This is a genomic window from Chryseobacterium sp. Leaf201, from assembly GCF_001421435.1.
In the GTDB taxonomy this organism is placed as follows: domain Bacteria; phylum Bacteroidota; class Bacteroidia; order Flavobacteriales; family Weeksellaceae; genus Chryseobacterium.
Map to the genome: position 1 here is coordinate 1 of NZ_LMKA01000111.1, position 18,850 is coordinate 18,850.

General features: G+C 37.7%; 13 protein-coding genes. 5 read left to right on the forward strand and 8 right to left on the reverse strand.

The window, feature by feature from the left end; translation table 11 throughout:
* The coding region (locus tag ASE55_RS16555; RefSeq protein ID WP_157844661.1) for a transposase at positions 1-142 on the reverse strand (142 nt) is incomplete at its 3' end.
* Positions 143-319: 177 nt separating this feature from the next.
* Between ASE55_RS16555 and ASE55_RS16560 the strand changes: the two genes are divergently transcribed.
* Complete coding sequence (locus ASE55_RS16560; RefSeq protein ID WP_056222204.1) at positions 320-766, forward strand: hypothetical protein; 447 nt, start codon at positions 320-322, stop codon at positions 764-766.
* A 33-nt stretch (positions 767-799) separates the two neighbouring features.
* Here the strand turns inward: ASE55_RS16560 and ASE55_RS16565 are convergent, their stop codons facing one another.
* From ASE55_RS16565 to ASE55_RS16595, 7 genes are all read right to left on the reverse strand, one after another.
* A complete protein-coding gene (locus ASE55_RS16565; RefSeq protein WP_056222206.1) occupies positions 800-1,261 on the reverse strand; it encodes a hypothetical protein in 462 nt (153 codons plus the stop codon).
* Positions 1,262-1,266: 5 nt separating this feature from the next.
* Complete coding sequence (locus tag ASE55_RS16570) at positions 1,267-4,830, reverse strand: DUF6443 domain-containing protein (RefSeq protein WP_056222209.1); 3,564 nt, start codon at positions 4,828-4,830, stop codon at positions 1,267-1,269.
* Positions 4,831-4,836: 6 nt separating this feature from the next.
* A complete protein-coding gene (locus tag ASE55_RS16575) occupies positions 4,837-8,352 on the reverse strand; it encodes a DUF5977 domain-containing protein (RefSeq protein WP_128414603.1) in 3,516 nt (1,171 codons plus the stop codon).
* 2 nt (positions 8,353-8,354) lie between these two features.
* The gene (locus tag ASE55_RS16580; RefSeq protein ID WP_056222217.1) at positions 8,355-9,896 is read right to left on the reverse strand and encodes a T9SS type A sorting domain-containing protein; all 1,542 of its coding nucleotides are present in this window, start codon (positions 9,894-9,896) and stop codon (positions 8,355-8,357) included.
* A gap of 224 nt (positions 9,897-10,120) precedes the next feature.
* Complete coding sequence (locus ASE55_RS20365) at positions 10,121-10,294, reverse strand: hypothetical protein (protein ID WP_157844662.1); 174 nt, start codon at positions 10,292-10,294, stop codon at positions 10,121-10,123.
* A gap of 845 nt (positions 10,295-11,139) precedes the next feature.
* The gene (locus ASE55_RS16590; RefSeq protein WP_056222228.1) at positions 11,140-11,817 is read right to left on the reverse strand and encodes a type 1 glutamine amidotransferase domain-containing protein; all 678 of its coding nucleotides are present in this window, start codon (positions 11,815-11,817) and stop codon (positions 11,140-11,142) included.
* A gap of 89 nt (positions 11,818-11,906) precedes the next feature.
* Entirely contained in the window at positions 11,907-12,476 is a 570-nt protein-coding gene (locus ASE55_RS16595; RefSeq protein ID WP_056222242.1) for a Crp/Fnr family transcriptional regulator, read from the reverse strand.
* A 468-nt stretch (positions 12,477-12,944) separates the two neighbouring features.
* Between ASE55_RS16595 and ASE55_RS16600 the strand changes: the two genes are divergently transcribed.
* The 4 genes from ASE55_RS16600 (at position 12,945) to ASE55_RS16615 (ending at position 18,609) form a co-directional block, all read left to right on the forward strand.
* On the forward strand, positions 12,945-15,866 hold the full coding sequence (locus tag ASE55_RS16600; protein WP_056222230.1) for a SusC/RagA family TonB-linked outer membrane protein: 2,922 nt from the start codon (positions 12,945-12,947) through the stop codon (positions 15,864-15,866).
* A gap of 11 nt (positions 15,867-15,877) precedes the next feature.
* The gene (locus ASE55_RS16605; protein WP_056222233.1) at positions 15,878-17,413 is read left to right on the forward strand and encodes a RagB/SusD family nutrient uptake outer membrane protein; all 1,536 of its coding nucleotides are present in this window, start codon (positions 15,878-15,880) and stop codon (positions 17,411-17,413) included.
* A 175-nt stretch (positions 17,414-17,588) separates the two neighbouring features.
* A complete protein-coding gene (locus tag ASE55_RS16610) occupies positions 17,589-17,822 on the forward strand; it encodes a hypothetical protein (protein WP_056222236.1) in 234 nt (77 codons plus the stop codon).
* A gap of 292 nt (positions 17,823-18,114) precedes the next feature.
* Positions 18,115-18,609, forward strand: coding sequence for an acyltransferase family protein (locus ASE55_RS16615; protein ID WP_157844663.1), 495 nt, complete (start codon positions 18,115-18,117; stop codon positions 18,607-18,609).
* The last annotated feature ends 241 nt before the right edge of the window (positions 18,610-18,850 follow it).

Below are 18,850 nucleotides of genomic sequence, written 5' to 3' on the forward strand. Positions count from 1 at the left end.
TTCCACCGTACTTACTTCGCCATTTATAGAAAGTCTGGCGGCTGATGCCGTTTAAACGGCACAATTCCTCGCTACTTGTTCCTGCATCGTAGTCCTTCAGAATCTTGGCGATCTGCTCCGGACTGAATCTGCTCTTTTTCATAGTGATTTTTACAATTTAAAATTAATAATTCTATACTTTTAAATTGTACTGTTTTTAGGGGAGCTTACAACAACATTAGTTTGAGCACGAGCAAGATGCTCGCGCTAGCGGGTGATTCAGGAATCCCATACCCTACTTTCATAAAATTTACGTATATTTCGTTCTAATAATTGCAACATGAAACATCTATTTTTTTATTTTTTTTTATGTGCTGCTTCTTTGTTTGAAGCACAGGAAACAATCCCGCCTCCTATTAAAGCTTCGAGCTCTCATACAAAGTCTATCATTATTGATAAAATTATAATAGCAACGGATTTCGAAAATTATTTTACTGAATATTGTAAACGAAAAATTAATCAAAAAGCCAATGAGGATTCATGGGATAAAAATAAAACAAACAAAATAATTCAAAGTGTAAATTTTAAATTTTACAAGCCATCGATTTATAATGCTTTCGCATTTGACAGTGAAGAAAACTTAAAGGAAATTTTTGAATTATTTAAAAAAATAAATACAAACAGACAGCATTCCATGTCAAAGCTTTTTCCCTTCGATGCGTTATTGCAATATAATTTGGAAGGATATGTCAAAATGGTTATTGATGGAAAATATATTGAAAATTAATAAGGCTATCTCGCTGAGATAGCCTTATTTTTTTTATTCTAAATATTGCAGAATACGGTCATTCCTATTTGTCACGAATTCCTTTCCGTCATCTTTAATCCTGGATATCAGAACTCCTTGATTATAAGTATCCCAAACTTTAAATTTATATGTTTTTTTTCGGGTGAAAATATTTATAAAATACTCTTTTCTTTTAGTTGGATGATTGACCCAGCTAAACTCGTCATATTTTAAATCTTCAAAAAGCATTTTGTACTGTTCTTTATTTACCATAACATTGTTGATCGAAATTCCTGTCACATCAGAAAAATCCTCCTGATTATACGATTGATAATTTCTAATGTTTGCAGTTACTTTCAAACCGTATAAAAACAGTATCATAATATAAATTCCAAGCGGAATATAAAATTTTACAGTTTTAAACCTTAAAGAAGCTATCAGCAATACTGTTACGATAAAAAAAACAAATACAATTCCTATATAGATACTTCCCATATTTACTAATTTATTCTCCACATTGCGTTACCCCAAGTATAAGTAGCACTGTGAGCTGCACTTGGAATACCAAGTTTTCCTCTGCCTATACCAAAATAATTATACGTTGATCCGCTTCCCCAGTTGGCATTGATGTTAGACCTTAATTGAGGTACAGGAATACTGATCGAGTTGTTTTTTTGCCATCCTGAAAAATCTGAAAAATGCATATAATTATCAAATGGGTTTGTATTCTGATAGATATTGAAATTGATGGATGTAGATCTTCCATCGGAATCTGTACCCATACCCGGACCTGCGGATAAAAAGCTTCCCCCTTCACCACTGTCTGTTGTAACAAAGCTTCCAGAGATAGTGCCATATGTTTTAGGTAGATAAATATTTTGCTCAAATGAAAAAGATAATTCGAATGCTCCCCAACGCAAATCTCCATCTCTTGGCATCAAAATCCCAGAAGTTGCGATATGACTTCGATCTCCCCAGGTATCCTGATAAGTTTCCTCCATGGCATTGCTATAATCACTGAAAGATTTTGCCTGCGCTTCAATAGCACGAGCATGATTATAATCGACTCCGGCAGGACCATGCTCCGGAGCTGTAAATTCCTCTCCGTTTCTGATCCATGTCCTATTCGATGATAAAAGTACATACCCGTCTGTAGTCGGATATCCGAAAGAATTCGGAGCATGGTAAATGGCATTATTCCCGTACAATATACTGGTTTTAAAAGGATCTGTTGCCCTACTGTCCCAGAATACTTTACCATTGAGCTCTACCCAATCATAGGGACTTCTCCCATCCGGATCGATAAACCTGATGGGATTGTTAAAAGCATAATTATATGGACTGTGGCTCGTCATCTTTTCGGCTTGCGGATCTATGGATCCCCACTTGCCCAGATCCGGTATATACATTCTGGCACCATAATCATACATTCCTGTAAATGCCTGGTATTCTTTGCCATTGTATGCATATGCATAATCAGGTAAAATGGATTGTGTGTTATGAAAAAATTTAGCGTGATCTAATCCAAATGGATAAAAATTCTTTTGTTCCACAATTTCAATGCCGTTCATATTGTCTTTCCTGAAGGTTAACCTGATATTGTCGAGATGATCTTTATAGTGATAAAAATATGAATTTTTTTCAAAATTATAATACCCTTCTGAAGTTTGCATAAATTTCAAAATAGGATTTGCAACAGGATCTCCCCCTCCTTCAGTAAGGGTTTCATAATGGAAACCGTCGAAGTAATCAGTAATTTTTTTATACTTCAGTATAAATGGGATTTCTTCTATCTTTCTAATCTTGTTGCCACTCGACTGATAGAGATATTGTGTGAGTACATATCCACCATCTTGCTTTACGTAATTTAACTGATTTAGATAATTATATGTTGCTTTAGCAATGCTTTTATCCATATTCTTAGTGATATTACCATTCAGGTCATACTCATAGGGATAACCTAAGGCATTATATCCTGATACATTATTTACGCCATTAGGCGGCAGCGTAATATTAGAAAGTTTATTGCTTAAATTATTATTTTCATAATTATAAATCAAATCATCAATTTTTTCTGCAATTAAACCAGAGGATGGATTTGTAAACCTCTGTAAAGTTTTAATATTTCCGTTTAAGTCATAAGTTAATTGTTCGTCAAAATAATGCTTTTCAATAACTGAACTCTCTGGCTCTGAATATTCTCCTTTTAACAATCTGCCGAGTCCGTCATATTGATAATTATATCTTTTCAAAACTCCATCAGTTGTAGATTTCCAATCAACTTCTGTGATATTGCCATTATACTTTCCTGCCGCTATGTTACTAAAAATCGGTTTATGGTATTTAATCTTATAGCCAAAAAGATTATTTCCTAAACTGGCTGGATCATTGATTTGTGTCAGCCAGCCCTGAATATTGTAAACATAATCAATGCTCTGCAGAATACCGCCGCCATTGAGTGAAGCATAGCTTCCAACCTTTTTATTACTTAACTGGGAAAGTTCATTGTAGGTGTTCTGGGATAAAATCTCAGAAGGATTACTATCTACCTTATGGGTATGTTTCAATAACCTATTCTGGGAATCATAGGTGAAGTTTTCGGTAATAACTTTTTCTGAATCCGAGTTTAATCTTTTATGCTTGGTAATCTTCTTTTTCACAATCCCAGCAAAATCCAGTTCAGATTCTACTCTTGTAAAACCTCCCAAAAAATTAATTGAATGGGTTGCTATAACCCTTCCCTTAAAGTCATAATAAGTATAATTTCTGGTCCAATTGTCATCTTCAATATTTTTTATAAAAGAAGCTGTAAGAAGATTCTTGGTTTTGAATTGTGCTGTATTCGAATCACTTAACAAATTTTGTCCGATAATAGAAGATATGGGATCAGGCTTTACTTGCGGGTATGTATCATAATAGTTTACACTTAATATTTTTGATAAGGATGTCGGATATGTGGTATTACCATATTCTAAAGCTATTCCGCTTAGTGACAGACTACCGCCTCTGGCTTCAAAATCGACGACCTGTCCATCCACGTAATTTTGAATGTCTTTTCGGCTCGTTCCGTCCCTTGAAATACCGGTATATGCAATTCTTCCAAACTTATCATATTTTGTGAAGACCCACGCTTCATCTTCAATAAACCCAGGAATTCCAATTTTTAAATTTGCATCCCTGAAAAGAACAATTCTGCCACTTTTATTATATACCATCTGTTCCCATCCTTTCCCAGGAAATTTTTTCTCTACTAATCTGCTTCTTTCATCAAATTTATACTGGTAACATAAATCGTTAAGTATTTGCTCATTTAGCAATGAACTTGCTGAAGCTAATGGAGGAATAATAAATGCAAGCTGATCATAATTATTATACACATAATATGTATCTGCATAAAGAGAATCACTAAGTATTTTCCGTACTAACAAAGTTTTGCCTTGTCCATTCGTAAATTCAACAATTTGGTTACCGTCTTCATCAATGATTGTATTTTTGTGCAGTAAATTTTCTGCATAGTTACCTGATAAAGTAATATTGGCCTCCAATGATGAATAATTGAAAGTCGCTGTGTATCTTTTTACCTCGCCACTTATATTGGTGCCATATTCATATTTGATCGATTTTGCACTCCAATCATTTCCCACGTTTATTTTTTCTTTGATTCTGTCTAAAGGAGAATTTTCCAATATTTTTTCAGAATAGAATTTCTCACTGCCATAAATTTTTGGATCCGAACCATTAGCTAACGGATCTGTAAAAAATTCTCCGTTTTGCGTTGTATTTTGTGGTATGGGAAGATAATTAATCGCTTGCCGGCCAAAATCATCAAATACCGCATGATTTACAATATCTTTCCCTGACGGCGATCCCTTTACATTAATTGATTGTTTTATCCTTCCTAAACCATCGTAATACTCTACAGTCTGAATCTGTTTGGCGGCAGAGCTTGTAGCCGTTACAGGTTCGAGATAGGTTTTGGTACGCATGTAATTCTCGGTAGTTGTTTGCCCATATAAAGCTCCAGTTGCAAATAAGATTCCGGCAGGTATAATTATTTTTTTCATTTCCTATTAGTTTTTATCATATTCAAAAGTAAGAGATATAGGTCCTGGAGATGTGCCTCCGGTAGATGTCAAAGTGACCACTCCTGTCGGTGCAATCGAAATGTGCCATGAACTGCCTCCAGATGCTACATATATACTTTTATAAGACGAGGGCCTGCATAAAGAGCCTAAAGTCCCAACAAATATACCGTTAGACCAATTCGGAGTAGGACCACCGCTTGAGTTTGTTAACGGTAAGCTTAAATAAGCTTTAATATGATTGGTTGAGATTTCTTGAAATGAGGAGTAGTATATATCTGCAAGATAAGTTGGTGTAATAGTGCAAACATATGGTGTACAAACTCCGTTCAGGTTAGCATGGCTCTGCCCATTTAACATTAAATCATTTTCTGCCTGCTGATCAGCATCCTCTTGGCTGATTAAGGATGTGTATTTCCCTGCAGTTACAGTGTATACAGCAGTTCCAGCGGTTGTTCCGGGCCCACAGTTCATTCTGGTAAATGCTTTACTTTTTTCCGTACTGGAGAAGACAATTGGAATATAATTATACTTATATTCTTTAAGAATATTACCATTGATATCCGTTACTTTTTCCAACCTGTTAGAACTGTCGTAATGATAACTTTCCCTAATACCTGAAGGAGGGGTTATTGTAGATATGCCGACTGAAGGTCTATAGGTGTATGTTGTTACTTGATAATCAGAAAGTAGAGGGTCATTACTCAGATAATCCAGCTTCGTGATAAGCGTACTTTCATCTCCATTATTTGAAGCTGTAATGGCAGGTGCAATACTTGGAATATCTTTGATGTCATCATATCTAGCTCCTTTCACAACAGCTATTGCATAAGCATTATTATAGCCATTAATATACGATGTATATTGTCCGTTTTGATCCTGTGTTTCCGAAACTGTATTATAATAATTGAGTTTGGTTACTTTATCACTAACAACAGGAAAATTTGTTCCGTCAATACCTGTCAAGGAATGTGTTTTAATGATGGGATAAGTCACTACATCTGTACAGCCTGAAGGCATTCCAAAAAAATCTCTGTAGCATTCCAACCTTTTAGACCATATCATTTCATACACATTTTTTTCTGAGGATATGATCAATCCATCCTTTTTTTTAGTTGTTTGTGCTAAAGCGTTTATGTCATTGTTCCCAAGAAGTGATGAACTTGCGAAGTCGCTGAGTTCATGAGCATATCGATAAATGGTTTCATAATCATTGATACCATCATTTTCCATTTTTTTATGGAGGAGATTTTTATTATTATAAAGAAGGTTTGTTGTCCTTTTAACTTCTTTTCCATTATAAATCATTACATCGGTTTGCTTTTTTTGAGGCATATAGATCTGCCGTATTGTGTACACTCCCCCTTCTCCCGATTTTGCAAAAAGGAACTTATCTTCAGAAACATTAATATCATAATCAAAAAAAGATTCGCTCACCTTTTGTCCGGTATTACTAAAATTTCCTACGTAGAGTAATTTTCCATTAACCAGATTAAAATTGTCTCTTGAATTTAGATAAGGATAGCTTCCAGTCTGTTTATTATAGAAAAAGGTATTCCCGCTATTATTACCGGATGATCCTGATTTAGTTAATTTATAGCCTGTTAACAGGTCCGATTTATAAATTGTATTTCCTAAAGGAATAGGTCCATTAGTGGGTATATCTTTAAAAACGTTGTATTTGTATACTGTAGAATCTTTTACAACATTATTTTTTGATTTGGTAATTGCGGTAACGAATTCATAATGTACATCGGAAGCCAAGGGGTCAATTTTACGGGCATTTGACTCAGTGTTGGTATTAAGATAAGCATGTCCTGTACCATTATTACCATACTTAAATTCCTTAATATATTCTTGATCCCTTGTTTGTGTGACGATCTTTTGTATTCTAACTCCAGCACCAGCAGTACTTACAAAAGGACCTTGACTTATTTTTTGATAAAAGTTGGATGCATAATAAAAGCTCTGTAAAGCGTCATTTGTCTCTATAGTTTTTAAATTCCCTATAATAATATCATTAAAATAAGGATCATCTAAGGAGATTCCCCACGAACTGTCTAATTTTGTATAACCATATCCGTCATGGGAATCGCTTATTTTACTAGGCAGTTTATTTACATCTCCATAGTATTTAAACCGATAATACTTTTCATTTTTATTCTCTTTATTCTTAAATAGAACATTATCAAGATGCATTCTTTTGTAAATCGCATCATCATAGTTTAGATTAGCTCCTTCAGCTTGTGAATAAAAATAATTTAATTTAACTGTACCTAATAACTTAAAATTGCTTAAATCATTACTAATGATTGATGTAGGAATAGTCCACGAAATATCTGTATTTTTTAGCTTATTGACATCATAAATTTCTATTGACTCGATTTCGGGCAGATTACTTACGTATCCATTATTAAGAACATCTTGTCTTAATTTTTGCTTTTTAAATAATATTGTTGTCTTATTTGTGTAAATAAAGTTAAGTAATGGCATTGTATACTTTGTTAAGAATTTTCCATTCTTTGTCTTACTCCAACCCAAGACATTATAAATACCATAATTAAAAGTAATTTCTTCTCCGAACTGATTGACAATTCTGCCTATGTACCATGCTGTAGATGCTTGTTCATTTAATAAATTCTGTTGGGTAGTTGTTAGTGGGTCACAGGGGGGAAGTCTATCCGGAGCGAATTTAAAAGGCTTGTTTTTCTCTATATTACCATAATTTTGGTTTGAAGTACCGTCTGTAACAGTCTCATAATTACTAAAATAAAATGTTATTCCGTCAGCATTTTTAATAGTGAATCCGTTAAACTGATTCCCGGCTTGAGTATAATTGATAATGTAATTACTGTAATCGCCTGATTTTATTTTTATTTTTTTATCTAAGTCAAAATAAAACTCAAAGAACTCACCATTTGGTAGACTTACCTTAAAAATATCCGGCTCCGTATCAATATTCAGCATAGAATCATCATATGGAGCAGGATATCCGATGGAATTAGTGCCTGAAGGATACCATCGCTCTAAAGGAAAAGTAGATATATTATTGATAGTATTTTGTGTATTTGCTTTTAAAGCTGACAAATTATAAAATAACCCCTGATTATCTTTAACGTTAACGTTATAACACTTTTCGTAGCAAATGTAATTTCCATCTCCATCTGGTGGACAATGGGTTAAAACAGAATAACGTCCCGTTGTCTTAACTTCATCTGCGCCATCTCGTACCTCTCTGACAATTAATCCCATTCCTGTAAGATTCCAGTTAAGACCTACTACACCTGCATCTGAATTTACCAATACTCCTTTTGTGTTATAAGTTAATCCGATATTTAATTTATACCCATCAATGGATACATCTTTAATAGGAATTTGAACATTTGCTGTTCCTTCACTTAAATTTTCCGAAGTTACCCTTTGCATTAAATTCTCACTAAAAGAACTTTGTGAAAACAGTATGCATGATATGCATATTGATAATAATATTATTATTTTTCTCATAATTATTTTTTAATCAGTTTAGCACTCGCCGTATTCCCTACATTCGTTTTCACCGACACCAGATACGCTCCCTGAATCAGATTCTGGGTATTAATTTTGGTTACTTTGTTCTTCGTTTTTAGGGTTTGCAGCTGCCTTCCGCCCATATCATACAAAATAATATCAGCCTCTTTAAAATCAAAACCAATTTCCACATAAGCATAATCAGATACCGGGTTCGGGTAGATCTTAATATCCTGCTTTTCGATCAATTGGTCAATCTGCTTATCACCAAGCTTTACGATCTTCCAGTTCTCTTTCCCGAGCTCTTCTGCGCTGGTGCCTGCTAAAATAATAGATCCGTCACGGTTCAGCTTGATATCAGATAACCGCTCTTCTCTTTTGCTGGATTCCCCTTTCACATGTTTCCGCCACTGCTCATTTCCGTTTTCATCCAGATACAGCATCCAGAATTTCTCATCATCCGTCTCTATTCTTCCTTCTGCCTGGGTGTAGCCTCCGAGCAGGATGCCTTTTGAGGATCTGTCATCCGAACTGTGCAGAACACTCATGCCCATCAACACATCACGGTTCTTAAAGCTGTAGGACTTCTGCCACAGCTCTTCGCCTCTTTCATTAAGTAAAACCAGCCACAGATCAGTCCCTTCTTCAAGACCTACCGATTTATTGCCCGATCTTTCCGATCTGGATTCCCCTCCGATGAGAAAACCAGTGGAAGTCAGGGCCAGTGTCCTTGGATGGTCATCTCCTTTTCCGCCAAAGCTTTTCTCCCATTCCACTTTGCCGTCTTTATTCAGTTTGATGATCCAGTAATCGCCTTCGCCATAGTTCTCGGTTTTCTTTGACCCTCCTGCACCACTTCTGGAATAGATACCAAGTAAAGCCCCGCCGTCTTTGGTCGGAACCATTTTTTCCACTTCATCCAGGCCTTTTCCTCCTAAAATAAGCTGTGAGATTTCCTTTCCGTTTTTATCCAGCCTTATAACAATGACATCTTTCGATCCGTACCCTTTGGCTGCATTCTGGACATTCCCCGCAACGAAAAATCCCAGATCCGTGGCCTGGATTACCGCTCTGGCTTCTTCATCAGAAGATCCTCCGATGGTTTTCTGCCATAATTCATCCCCGAACTCATTGATCCGGATCAGCCATAGGTCCGAACCGCCTTTGGAATCCTCCTTTTTATCAAGACCTTTTTCCGAGTAACTGGTTCCTGAAATTAAAAATCCACCCTCCTGTGTATTCACGGTAGCAGATAGGAAATCATGATTCTGTCCGGAGAAATATCTTTCCCAGACTTCTTCTCCCTGTTGGTTCAATTTTACCAAATGAAAATCATACCCCTGATTTTGTTTATTGTCTGAAGAAATTTTATTGGACTGGATGCTGCTGCCCGATACCAGATATTGCTGGTCAATGGTGGTGGTTATCTGCGAGAGGAAATCCTGCGTAGCGGATTTGATGTCCTTCTGCCAGAGTGTTTCCTGGGCTGAAATGCCAAGTACCACACACACGGTGAGTGCGCTCATGTAGAGTTTTTTCATGTCCTTAGTATTTTAATTATTATCTTTTTTTATAATTCCTGCAAAAGTATTCTTTTTAATTCACGATAAAAAGATAATCCATATCAATTTTACGTGAATATGATCAGCTTTAAGAGTTACTCTTATTCTGTTTAATTTTTCCTGTAAACTTTCTGCTGCAAAGATATTCCTGCAATGCGACAGAACGTGTCGTGTTTTATTAATTTTCTAAACACTACATTTTCCTAACTGAATATATAATCAATATAAAACATTTGATTTTTGAACCGAAACGTCTTTTTGAATGTTTTAAGCGCTGGAGAAAACCGATGACGAACCTCAACTTCACCTATTGGGCCTACAACCATTCCTGCTTTTCCTGAGAATCCCCCGAGGATTCCTTTTGTGATTCTTGCCATTTTGTTATGTTTTTATGGGTTAACGGAACGAAGGTAACACAGGATTTCCTGTTTTCAGATACCCGGGAAAGCTGTGTCTGCTATTGTCCGGTTTTGGCAGGTTTTGGCAGGGTTCCCTCCCCTTTTCTTCGGTACTTCTTCGATAGTCCTTCGGTGTTTCTTCGGAAAAAAGATGTTTTTTCCGAAGAAACACCGAAGAAATGCCGGACAACATCCGGAGAAAAGTGTGAATTCCGGTAAAGTTTACTGTTCTTATCTGGCTTTACTTTACAGATGAGTGGTTTGTAATTATCATGCTCTTTTTTTGAGGATTCCGAAAAGGTTTTAACTGGTTTTTAGGCGGTTAAAAAACCGGTAAAGATTAAGTATGCCAATACTTTAATCCCTATGGAAGAAAGTATAAATACATGTAAGGTATAGAAGAGTTAAAAGTACGTTTTTCCTATAATAACAGTCGTTTTCATGTGCACACTATATACATTTAAAGATAGAAATAGTTTTTGAAACAGGCTGAATAAAATATTGAAGGCCTAGACATTCTGATGATATTTCCTGCGCATAAACAACAGCCTGATGTATGATTAATTTTCAATACTATTGCATTATAATTACCGGTTCCGTAAATATTCCTATAAATCATAAAGGTTGAAAAATAGCAGACTTTAATGATGCCCACTGCATAAGAAGGGTAATCATTTTACCGATATCATTTCATAAATGCAGGATCTGCCGCAAGTAAATATCAGATACAAAATTCCACTACAATATCTGAATCCATACTATTTAACACTAAAATTCCCGGAAGCTTTCAGTTTCCGGGAATTTATATAAGATGAAAATCGGTTTTAAATCATCTTCAGTAGCTCTTCAGCAACTTTTTCAGATGAAGCAGGGTTTTGCCCTGTAATTAACCTTCCGTCTGCTACGGCGTAAGGACTCCAGTCTTCTATTTTGCTGTAGTTTCCACCGTTTGCTTTCAGCATATCTTCCACCAGGAAAGGAACGATATCGGTCAGCTGTACGGCATCTTCTTCCGTATTGGTAAAGCCTGTAACGTTTTTACCTTTTACCAGATATTCACCGTCAATTTTAACATCTTTCAAAACGCCGGGTGCATGGCACACAAATGCTACAGGTTTGCCGGAGGTATAAAAATCAACAATCAGCTGGCGGGAAACGGTATCTTCAGCCAGATCCCATAGAGGCCCGTGTCCGCCGGGGTAAAATACCGCATCGAAATCCTCGCTTTTTACTTCTGATAAAAGATGTGTATTGTTAAGTTTCTCCTTTAAAACCGGATCATTATCCATTCTGCGGGTCGCATCGGTCTGGGCAGACGGATCTTCACTTTTAGGATCAATCGGCGGAAGCCCTCCTTTGGGTGATGCCAGGGTAATTTCAACGCCGTTATCGGCTAACTGATAATATGGGGCTGCCAGTTCCTCCGTCCAGAATCCCGTTTTCAAACCTGTGTTTCCCAATTCATCGTGGCTCGTAAGCACAAATAAAACTTTTTTGTTCATTTTGGTATCGTATTTAAATTATATAACAAAGTTGAACTTATTAAACGGTTAAAAACAGGACCTGTATCACTATTTTACTGTGACCTGTATCACACTTTTTTCTGTATCCTGCTCAGGGTTTCTCTTGAAACGCCTAAATAGGAAGCGATAATAGTTTTGGGAATCCTCTGGAGAAGCTGCGGGTACTGATTTGAAAACTGCTCAAAACGTTCTTTTGCATTGGTGGTAAGCAGGGACAAAATCCTCTGCTGTAAAGCAACATAGCCAAAACTGTTTTTAATTCTGAAAAAATGTTCAATTTTATGGTTTTCCGAGCACATCTTCTCTAAATCTTCTTTTGAAATGCCGCACACCTCCACATCTTCCAGACAGTGGATATTGGTGACGGACGGCACATTATTATAAAAGGCCTGAAAATCTGAGACCCACCAGTTTTCAACGGCAAACTGTATGATGTGTTCCTTGCCTTCTTTATCAGTCAGAGAGGCTTTCAGAAGCCCTTTAACCACAAAAAACAGGTGGGTGACCGATTCGTTTTCCTGGATCAGGTATTGGTGCTTTTTAAGTTTCTTAGTTTTAAAAAAGGAATCAAGATATCCGGATTCTTCGTCTGTGAGCGGTATAATTTCTTCAAAATGTTTTCTTAGTTCAGGATTCATCAGTGTACTGAATAATTTATTCATCTCAAAGATAAGGATACTTTTATTGGGCATGGAATTTTCCGACAGCCTGAATAAACTTCACCACGGTAATCAACTGTTTCAGAAAATAACATTATTACGAATGCACTTTATTGATAATTAAATCACCTTTAGTTTAGAATTTCCCTCAAAAGGCCAGATGTTTTTCTCGGGAAATTTTCTGTTGAAAATTATATATCCTCAGAATTTTCAGACGGTAATCACAAATACTTTCCGCAAAAAATCACTGTCAGGGCAATCCGCAGGCTATATTTCTATCTCAGGTGACATTAACAGGTAACTGCAGGATAGCCGACATTAACGATAAGCATACTTTTATAAAAATAAAAACATGAGAAATATCATATCGATCCTGATAATGCGTTTCGCATGCTTGAACTGACCGAATCACAGTAGTAATATTTTTATATAATAACCAACCAAAGAATGAAGAAATCTATAATAACGCTGGGCATTTTGATGAGCACCTCAGGTTTTATCTTCTCACAGGAAAAACAGACGGCCGGTACGGCCAGGAATCAGGACAGTATACGGAAACCTGACAACAAAACCAAAGATATCGAGGAAGTGGTTATCATTGCTTACGGTACGCAGAAAAAAGGAGAAGTTACAGGCTCTATCGGCAGGGTAAATGCTGAAAGTTTCAGGGATCGTCCAATTGCAAGAGTGGATCAGGCTCTGACCGGCCAGATTGCCGGGGTCAAAACAAGGACCACATCGGGAAAACCCGGAGAACCTTTAGAAATCAGGGTGCGTGGCAGTGCATCCATCTCCGCAAGCAACTCTCCGCTTTATGTAGTGGACGGAATGGTGGCAGACGATATGTCAAACGTTTCCCCGGATGATGTGCAATCGATAGAAGTGCTGAAAGATGCCGCTTCAACGGCCATGTACGGATCCAGAGGTTCTAACGGGATCGTTATTGTAACCACCAAAAGAGGCGTATCGGGAAAACCTTCATTTTCATTTTCCCAGTATTACGGTGTCCAGACCATTGAAAAAAAACTGGATATTATGACGAGTTCAGAGTGGATTGATTACGCTACTGAATCTATCAATAAAAAATGGGTCGCATTGGCACCGGGAAACTCCGCATCAGACAGTTACGCTGTAAGAGCCAATTATTTCAATCTGGCAAACACCACCAATTATAACCTGGCCAATGTCAATTTTATGGTTGATCCGCGCTGGGGAACTGACCAAGTGGCGTATATAGACTGGCAGGATGCTTTCTACCGCCCGGCAGCCATTCAGAATTATCAGTTGTCCGTAAGAGGAGGAGGCAAAGATGTGAAATATGCAATTTCAGCGGCGTATTTTGACCAGGAGGGCCTGGCGATCAATACAGGATTCAGCAGGGTTAACCTGAGTGCCGTTGTTGATGTGAATATTTCAGATAAATGGAAAGCCGGAATTACTTTGAGGCCAAGTTATTCCACAAGCTACGGAGCTGCAGTGGACGGAAAAGACAATGAGGCCCATAAAATGCTTTCAATGGTTCCCGTGGCAGAACTTTCAGCAGGCGTTTATACCAATTTCTGGAAAAACGACCGCTACCGGTGGGCCAGTTCCTCGCAAAGTCCGGTGGGTGTTTTAGAAAACACGACAAATAACACCAATGAATTCAGGTTGCTGTCCAGCCTTTACATGTCCTATGATATTTTACCCAGTCTGAATTTAAGAATTTCAGGGGGTGCCACCAATAATTTTAATCTTAATAACAGCTATATCCCTACTTTCAACCTCATCACCAATATTCCGGGGCAGGTAAGCATAGCCAGCCGCAGAACGGTAAATTACAACCGGTATTTAGGAGAAGCTCTGTTAAATTATAAAAAGACGTTCGGGAACCACAGTGTAGCTGCGCTTGCCGGCTACAGTGCGGAAAATTACAGAACGACAGGCCAGTATAACCGCAACAAAGGCTTTCCCAATGACGATTTAAAGACGTTTAACTTCACCCAATCTGCATCGGTACTCAATTCAGAATATACGGCTTCAGAACGGATGCTGATCTCATTATTCGGGCGTGTAAACTATGACTACCAGAAGAAATATATGTTATTTGCAAGCATCCGCAGAGACGGTTCTTCCAGGTTCGGATGGAATAATCTTTACGGGACTTTCGCCGCATTTGGCAGCGCATGGAAAATGGATGAGGAAGAATTTTTAAAGGATAAAACCTGGTTAAGCAACTTAAAACTAAGATACAGCTGGGGAGAAAACGGAAATGACAACATCGGAGATTACCGTGCTTTTGGTACACTGGCTGGCGGAAATTATTCATTTGGCGGAGGTTTATCAAACGGGTTAATACCCACCACCATTCCCAATCGTAATTTAACATGGGAAAAAACACAGTCCTCTGATTTCGGTTTTGAGCTGGGGCTCTTTAACAGAATTGATTTTACAGCAGATTATTATATCAAAAAAACCAATGACCTTCTTCTGCAGCAGCCGATTCCTTACGCTACAGGCTACAATATCATGTGGAAAAATGTAGGCTCGGTTCAGAACCGGGGTCTGGAACTGGATTTAAGCACCAAAAACTTAACAGGAGCCTTCAAATGGAATACCTCGGCGAACATTGCATTCAACAATAACAAAGTTCTGCAGTTGGGAAGCGATAATGCGCCGATTTATACCGGTTTCAGCAGCAGCACGAATATTATTAAAGTGGGAGAAGAACTCAACTCTTTTTACCTGTATGAAGCCATAGGGGTTTTGTCAACAGCCGATATCAACAATACGGGAATTGCAAAAACAAACGGCGCCATTGCGGGAGACGTTAAATACCGCGATGTAAACGGCGACGGTGTCATCAATGAAAACGACCGCCATATCATCGGGAGCCCTACCCCTGATTACTACTGGGGCTTTACCAACACATTCTCATATAAAGGATTTGACCTTTCAGTATTTTTCCAGGGGCAGAAAGGCGGATACAGCTATGCATTGCTGGGCCGTGCAATCGATCGCACCGGAATGGGAACCACCACCAACGTTATGGGCAACTGGGCCAACCGCTGGCGTTCCGATGAAAATCCCGGAGACGGAAAAACCCCGAGGCTTGACGGTACTACAGGAAGTCTTTTAGACACACGGTGGCTATATGATGCCACCTACATCCAGCTGAAAAACGTAACCCTGGGATATAATTTTGAACAGGAACTGGCGAATAAACTGAAAATTTCCAATCTGAGGATTTATATCAGTCTGGAAAATGTCTGGAGAAAAGACCACTATTACGGTGGCTACAACCCGGAATCCGTACAGTCAGACGGTACCGATTACGGAGCATATCCCAATGCCAAGGTCTATATGATGGGCTTAAACTTTAACTTTTAAATGATAAAAAAATGAAAATCAACAAAATAAATACATCCCTTCTGCCATTATCTGTGAAATCTCTTACAAAAGCACTGATATGCGGAACCCTGATGATGGGAATGGCCGGCTGCGAAGATGATCTGTTGCTGGAGCCGGAAAACAACATTACGCAGAACTCTTTTTATACCACTGAGCTGCAGATCAGCCAGGCTTTGTCAGGCGTATACTCTGCCATGGTGAATGCTTCATCCAGAGGAGGCTATGACGTTAATTTTTACTTACTGGCATCAGAAGTCCGTTCTAATAATTTCAATGCCATTTCGCAGAACGGAAACAGGGATTATTATGCCATCAACCGTTTTCAGGATACCTCATCTACAGACGAGATTGAAATTCTCTGGGAAGATGCCTATCAGCAGATTTCTTATGCCAATATGCTTTTATCCAGAATTGATGCTGTACCGTTTGCAGATCCTGCAGTAAAGGAACAATACCGTTCTGAAGCCCGTTTTCTGAGAGCGTATGCTTATTTTGAGCTGATGCGCACGTTCGGGAAAGTCCCTTTGATTGATAAGCCTGTGAGTCCTGAAGAAGCCGCTAAAATACCGAGAACAGATCTGGCTACGCTTTATAATTTCATTACTTCAGAAATTGAGGCCTCTGTAGCCGGTTTAAAAAATGTCTATGATGCAGCAAATAAAGGACGGATTACAAAATCTGCAGCCCATGCTATGTTAGGCAGAATCTATCTTACCGGATCCGGTTACCCGCTCAATAACGGTTCGTATGCCGAAAAAGCAAAAGAACATTTGTTTGCAGTTATCCAGGGAGAAGGCCAGTTTATAACATTTGCTCCGACTTATGCAGATCTGTTTAAAAGTGCCAACGACAACAAATACCATATCTTCGAAATCCAGCATATCAGCGGAGGCTTATCGCAGGGTTCTTATCTGCCGAGTTATGTTTCTCCTAATTTCGGGACGGCTGATCCTTACTATAATGCGCAGGGCAGCCTATTCAGCTCTGCTGAGCTCGGGGTTTCCCAGTCGTTGATTAACACGTTTGAACCCGGAGATTTGAGGCTTCCCTTAACGGTCAGGACCAGTTTCATCGCACAGAACGGACAGCCGGATAACGCCAATTTTTTCGTGAAGTTCCGCGAAAAAGGAATGGTGCTGACCAACCGTTATGACTGGCCGATCAACTTTCCCATTATACGGTATGCAGATGTTCTTTTGATGTATGCGGAAATTTTAAATAACCAGGGGAATACAAGCGCTGCGGTTCCTTATTTAAACAGGATCCGCCAACGGGCAGGCCTCGCTCCGGTTCCGGCTTCGATATCCGTCTCCGACTTTACCACGGCGCTCCGGAAAGAAAGAAGAGTGGAGTTTGCCGGTGAAGGGGTTTACTGGCATGACCTGGTACGCTGGAACACGGGAGTAACGGTGATCAATCAGGCTGCTGCACAGCTCAATTATAACTATACCATTACCACAAATGATTATTTATATCAGATTCCTTTATCCCAGATTCAGGTGGCCGGATATGATCAGAATCCTTAACCTGTTTTTTTATGGAAAAGGTCAGAGCCTGTTTAAGTATGTACAAAGAAGTTACCGCAGATTACAGTAGGTACTTATAGATCTTAAGGCTTTTTACTGAAGATTGTTATGCTTGAAATCATCTTGTGCCTGATATATTATCGTTAATTATGTAATAACCAAAAAAATATTAGATATGCCGAAAAATGAACAAGGTGATTACGTATGCACCAATCACGAAAGTGAACTTTTAACCAATATGACGTTCATCAATTTACCGAAACTGGATTTTGACAGTGAAACCAAGAAGCTGAATGAATCTTCACAGTCATTTCCCGCAAAGTTAATGTTCTGTCCGGAATGCGGATATATTGAGTTTTATACGATTAAACCGGAACAGGACTTCCCGGATCACAACGCCGAACAGTAAAGAATAAAATAAGCAGATGGCAAAAAGCCCGGTAAATTTTACCGGGCTTTTTGGCTTAAGATCGTTCCTTTTACCTTGAGACGTCATAGTAACAGTGATCTTTAAGGTAATAAACCATTAAAGTCATTCATCTATCATCAAATGGATACAGCGGATTACGACAGAAGAATCCTGTTTAAAGATGCAGTTTCAACTGGCCTTTTTCCATTCTCATTTAAAATTGAATTCCCCTTCTATAATAGTGGTACATTATTCATTTTATTTTCTTTAATTTCGCGCTCAAATTATGATCATGAAAAAAATTTACCCTAATCTAAATTCCTTAAGATTCATCGCGGCACTATTAGTGATAGTTTTCCATATTGAACTGCATAAATATTTATTTAAATTACCTAATTTATACTCATATGGCTTCTTTCAGATTATTGGTAAACTGGGTGTTGTTTTATTTTTTGTTTTAAGCGGCTTTTTAATAACTTCTCTTTTATTAAATGAAAAAGTTTCAACAAAAAATATTCATATCAAAAATTTTTACATACGTAGAATTCTTAGAATATGGCCACTTTATTATTTAATTATAATTATCTCTTTTTATGTAATTCCTTATATTCCAATTCTAACACACCCTGACAAGACCTTATTTCCAGATACTTTAACAAACACATATCCAACAATTTTCTATTATTTAACCATATTTGCTAATTTAGCTGTACCAATGTTTAATCACGTTGCTTATGCTTCTCAGACATGGTCAATTGCAACAGAGGAACAATTTTATTTAATATAGCCATTAATTTTTGCATATATTAAAAAGATTAACAATATTCTGCTTACAATATTTTTAATTTTATTTTTATACTGGGGAGCAATATATTTAACGGACCACACTAATATCGTTCTCAATATTTTAGGTGACAGATATAAATTTATACTTTCAGGATACCTGTTTTATTTTAATATAAACTGTATGGCTATAGGGGGCATTTTTGCAGTTTTAGTTCATAAAAAATCAATCTTAATTAAATTTT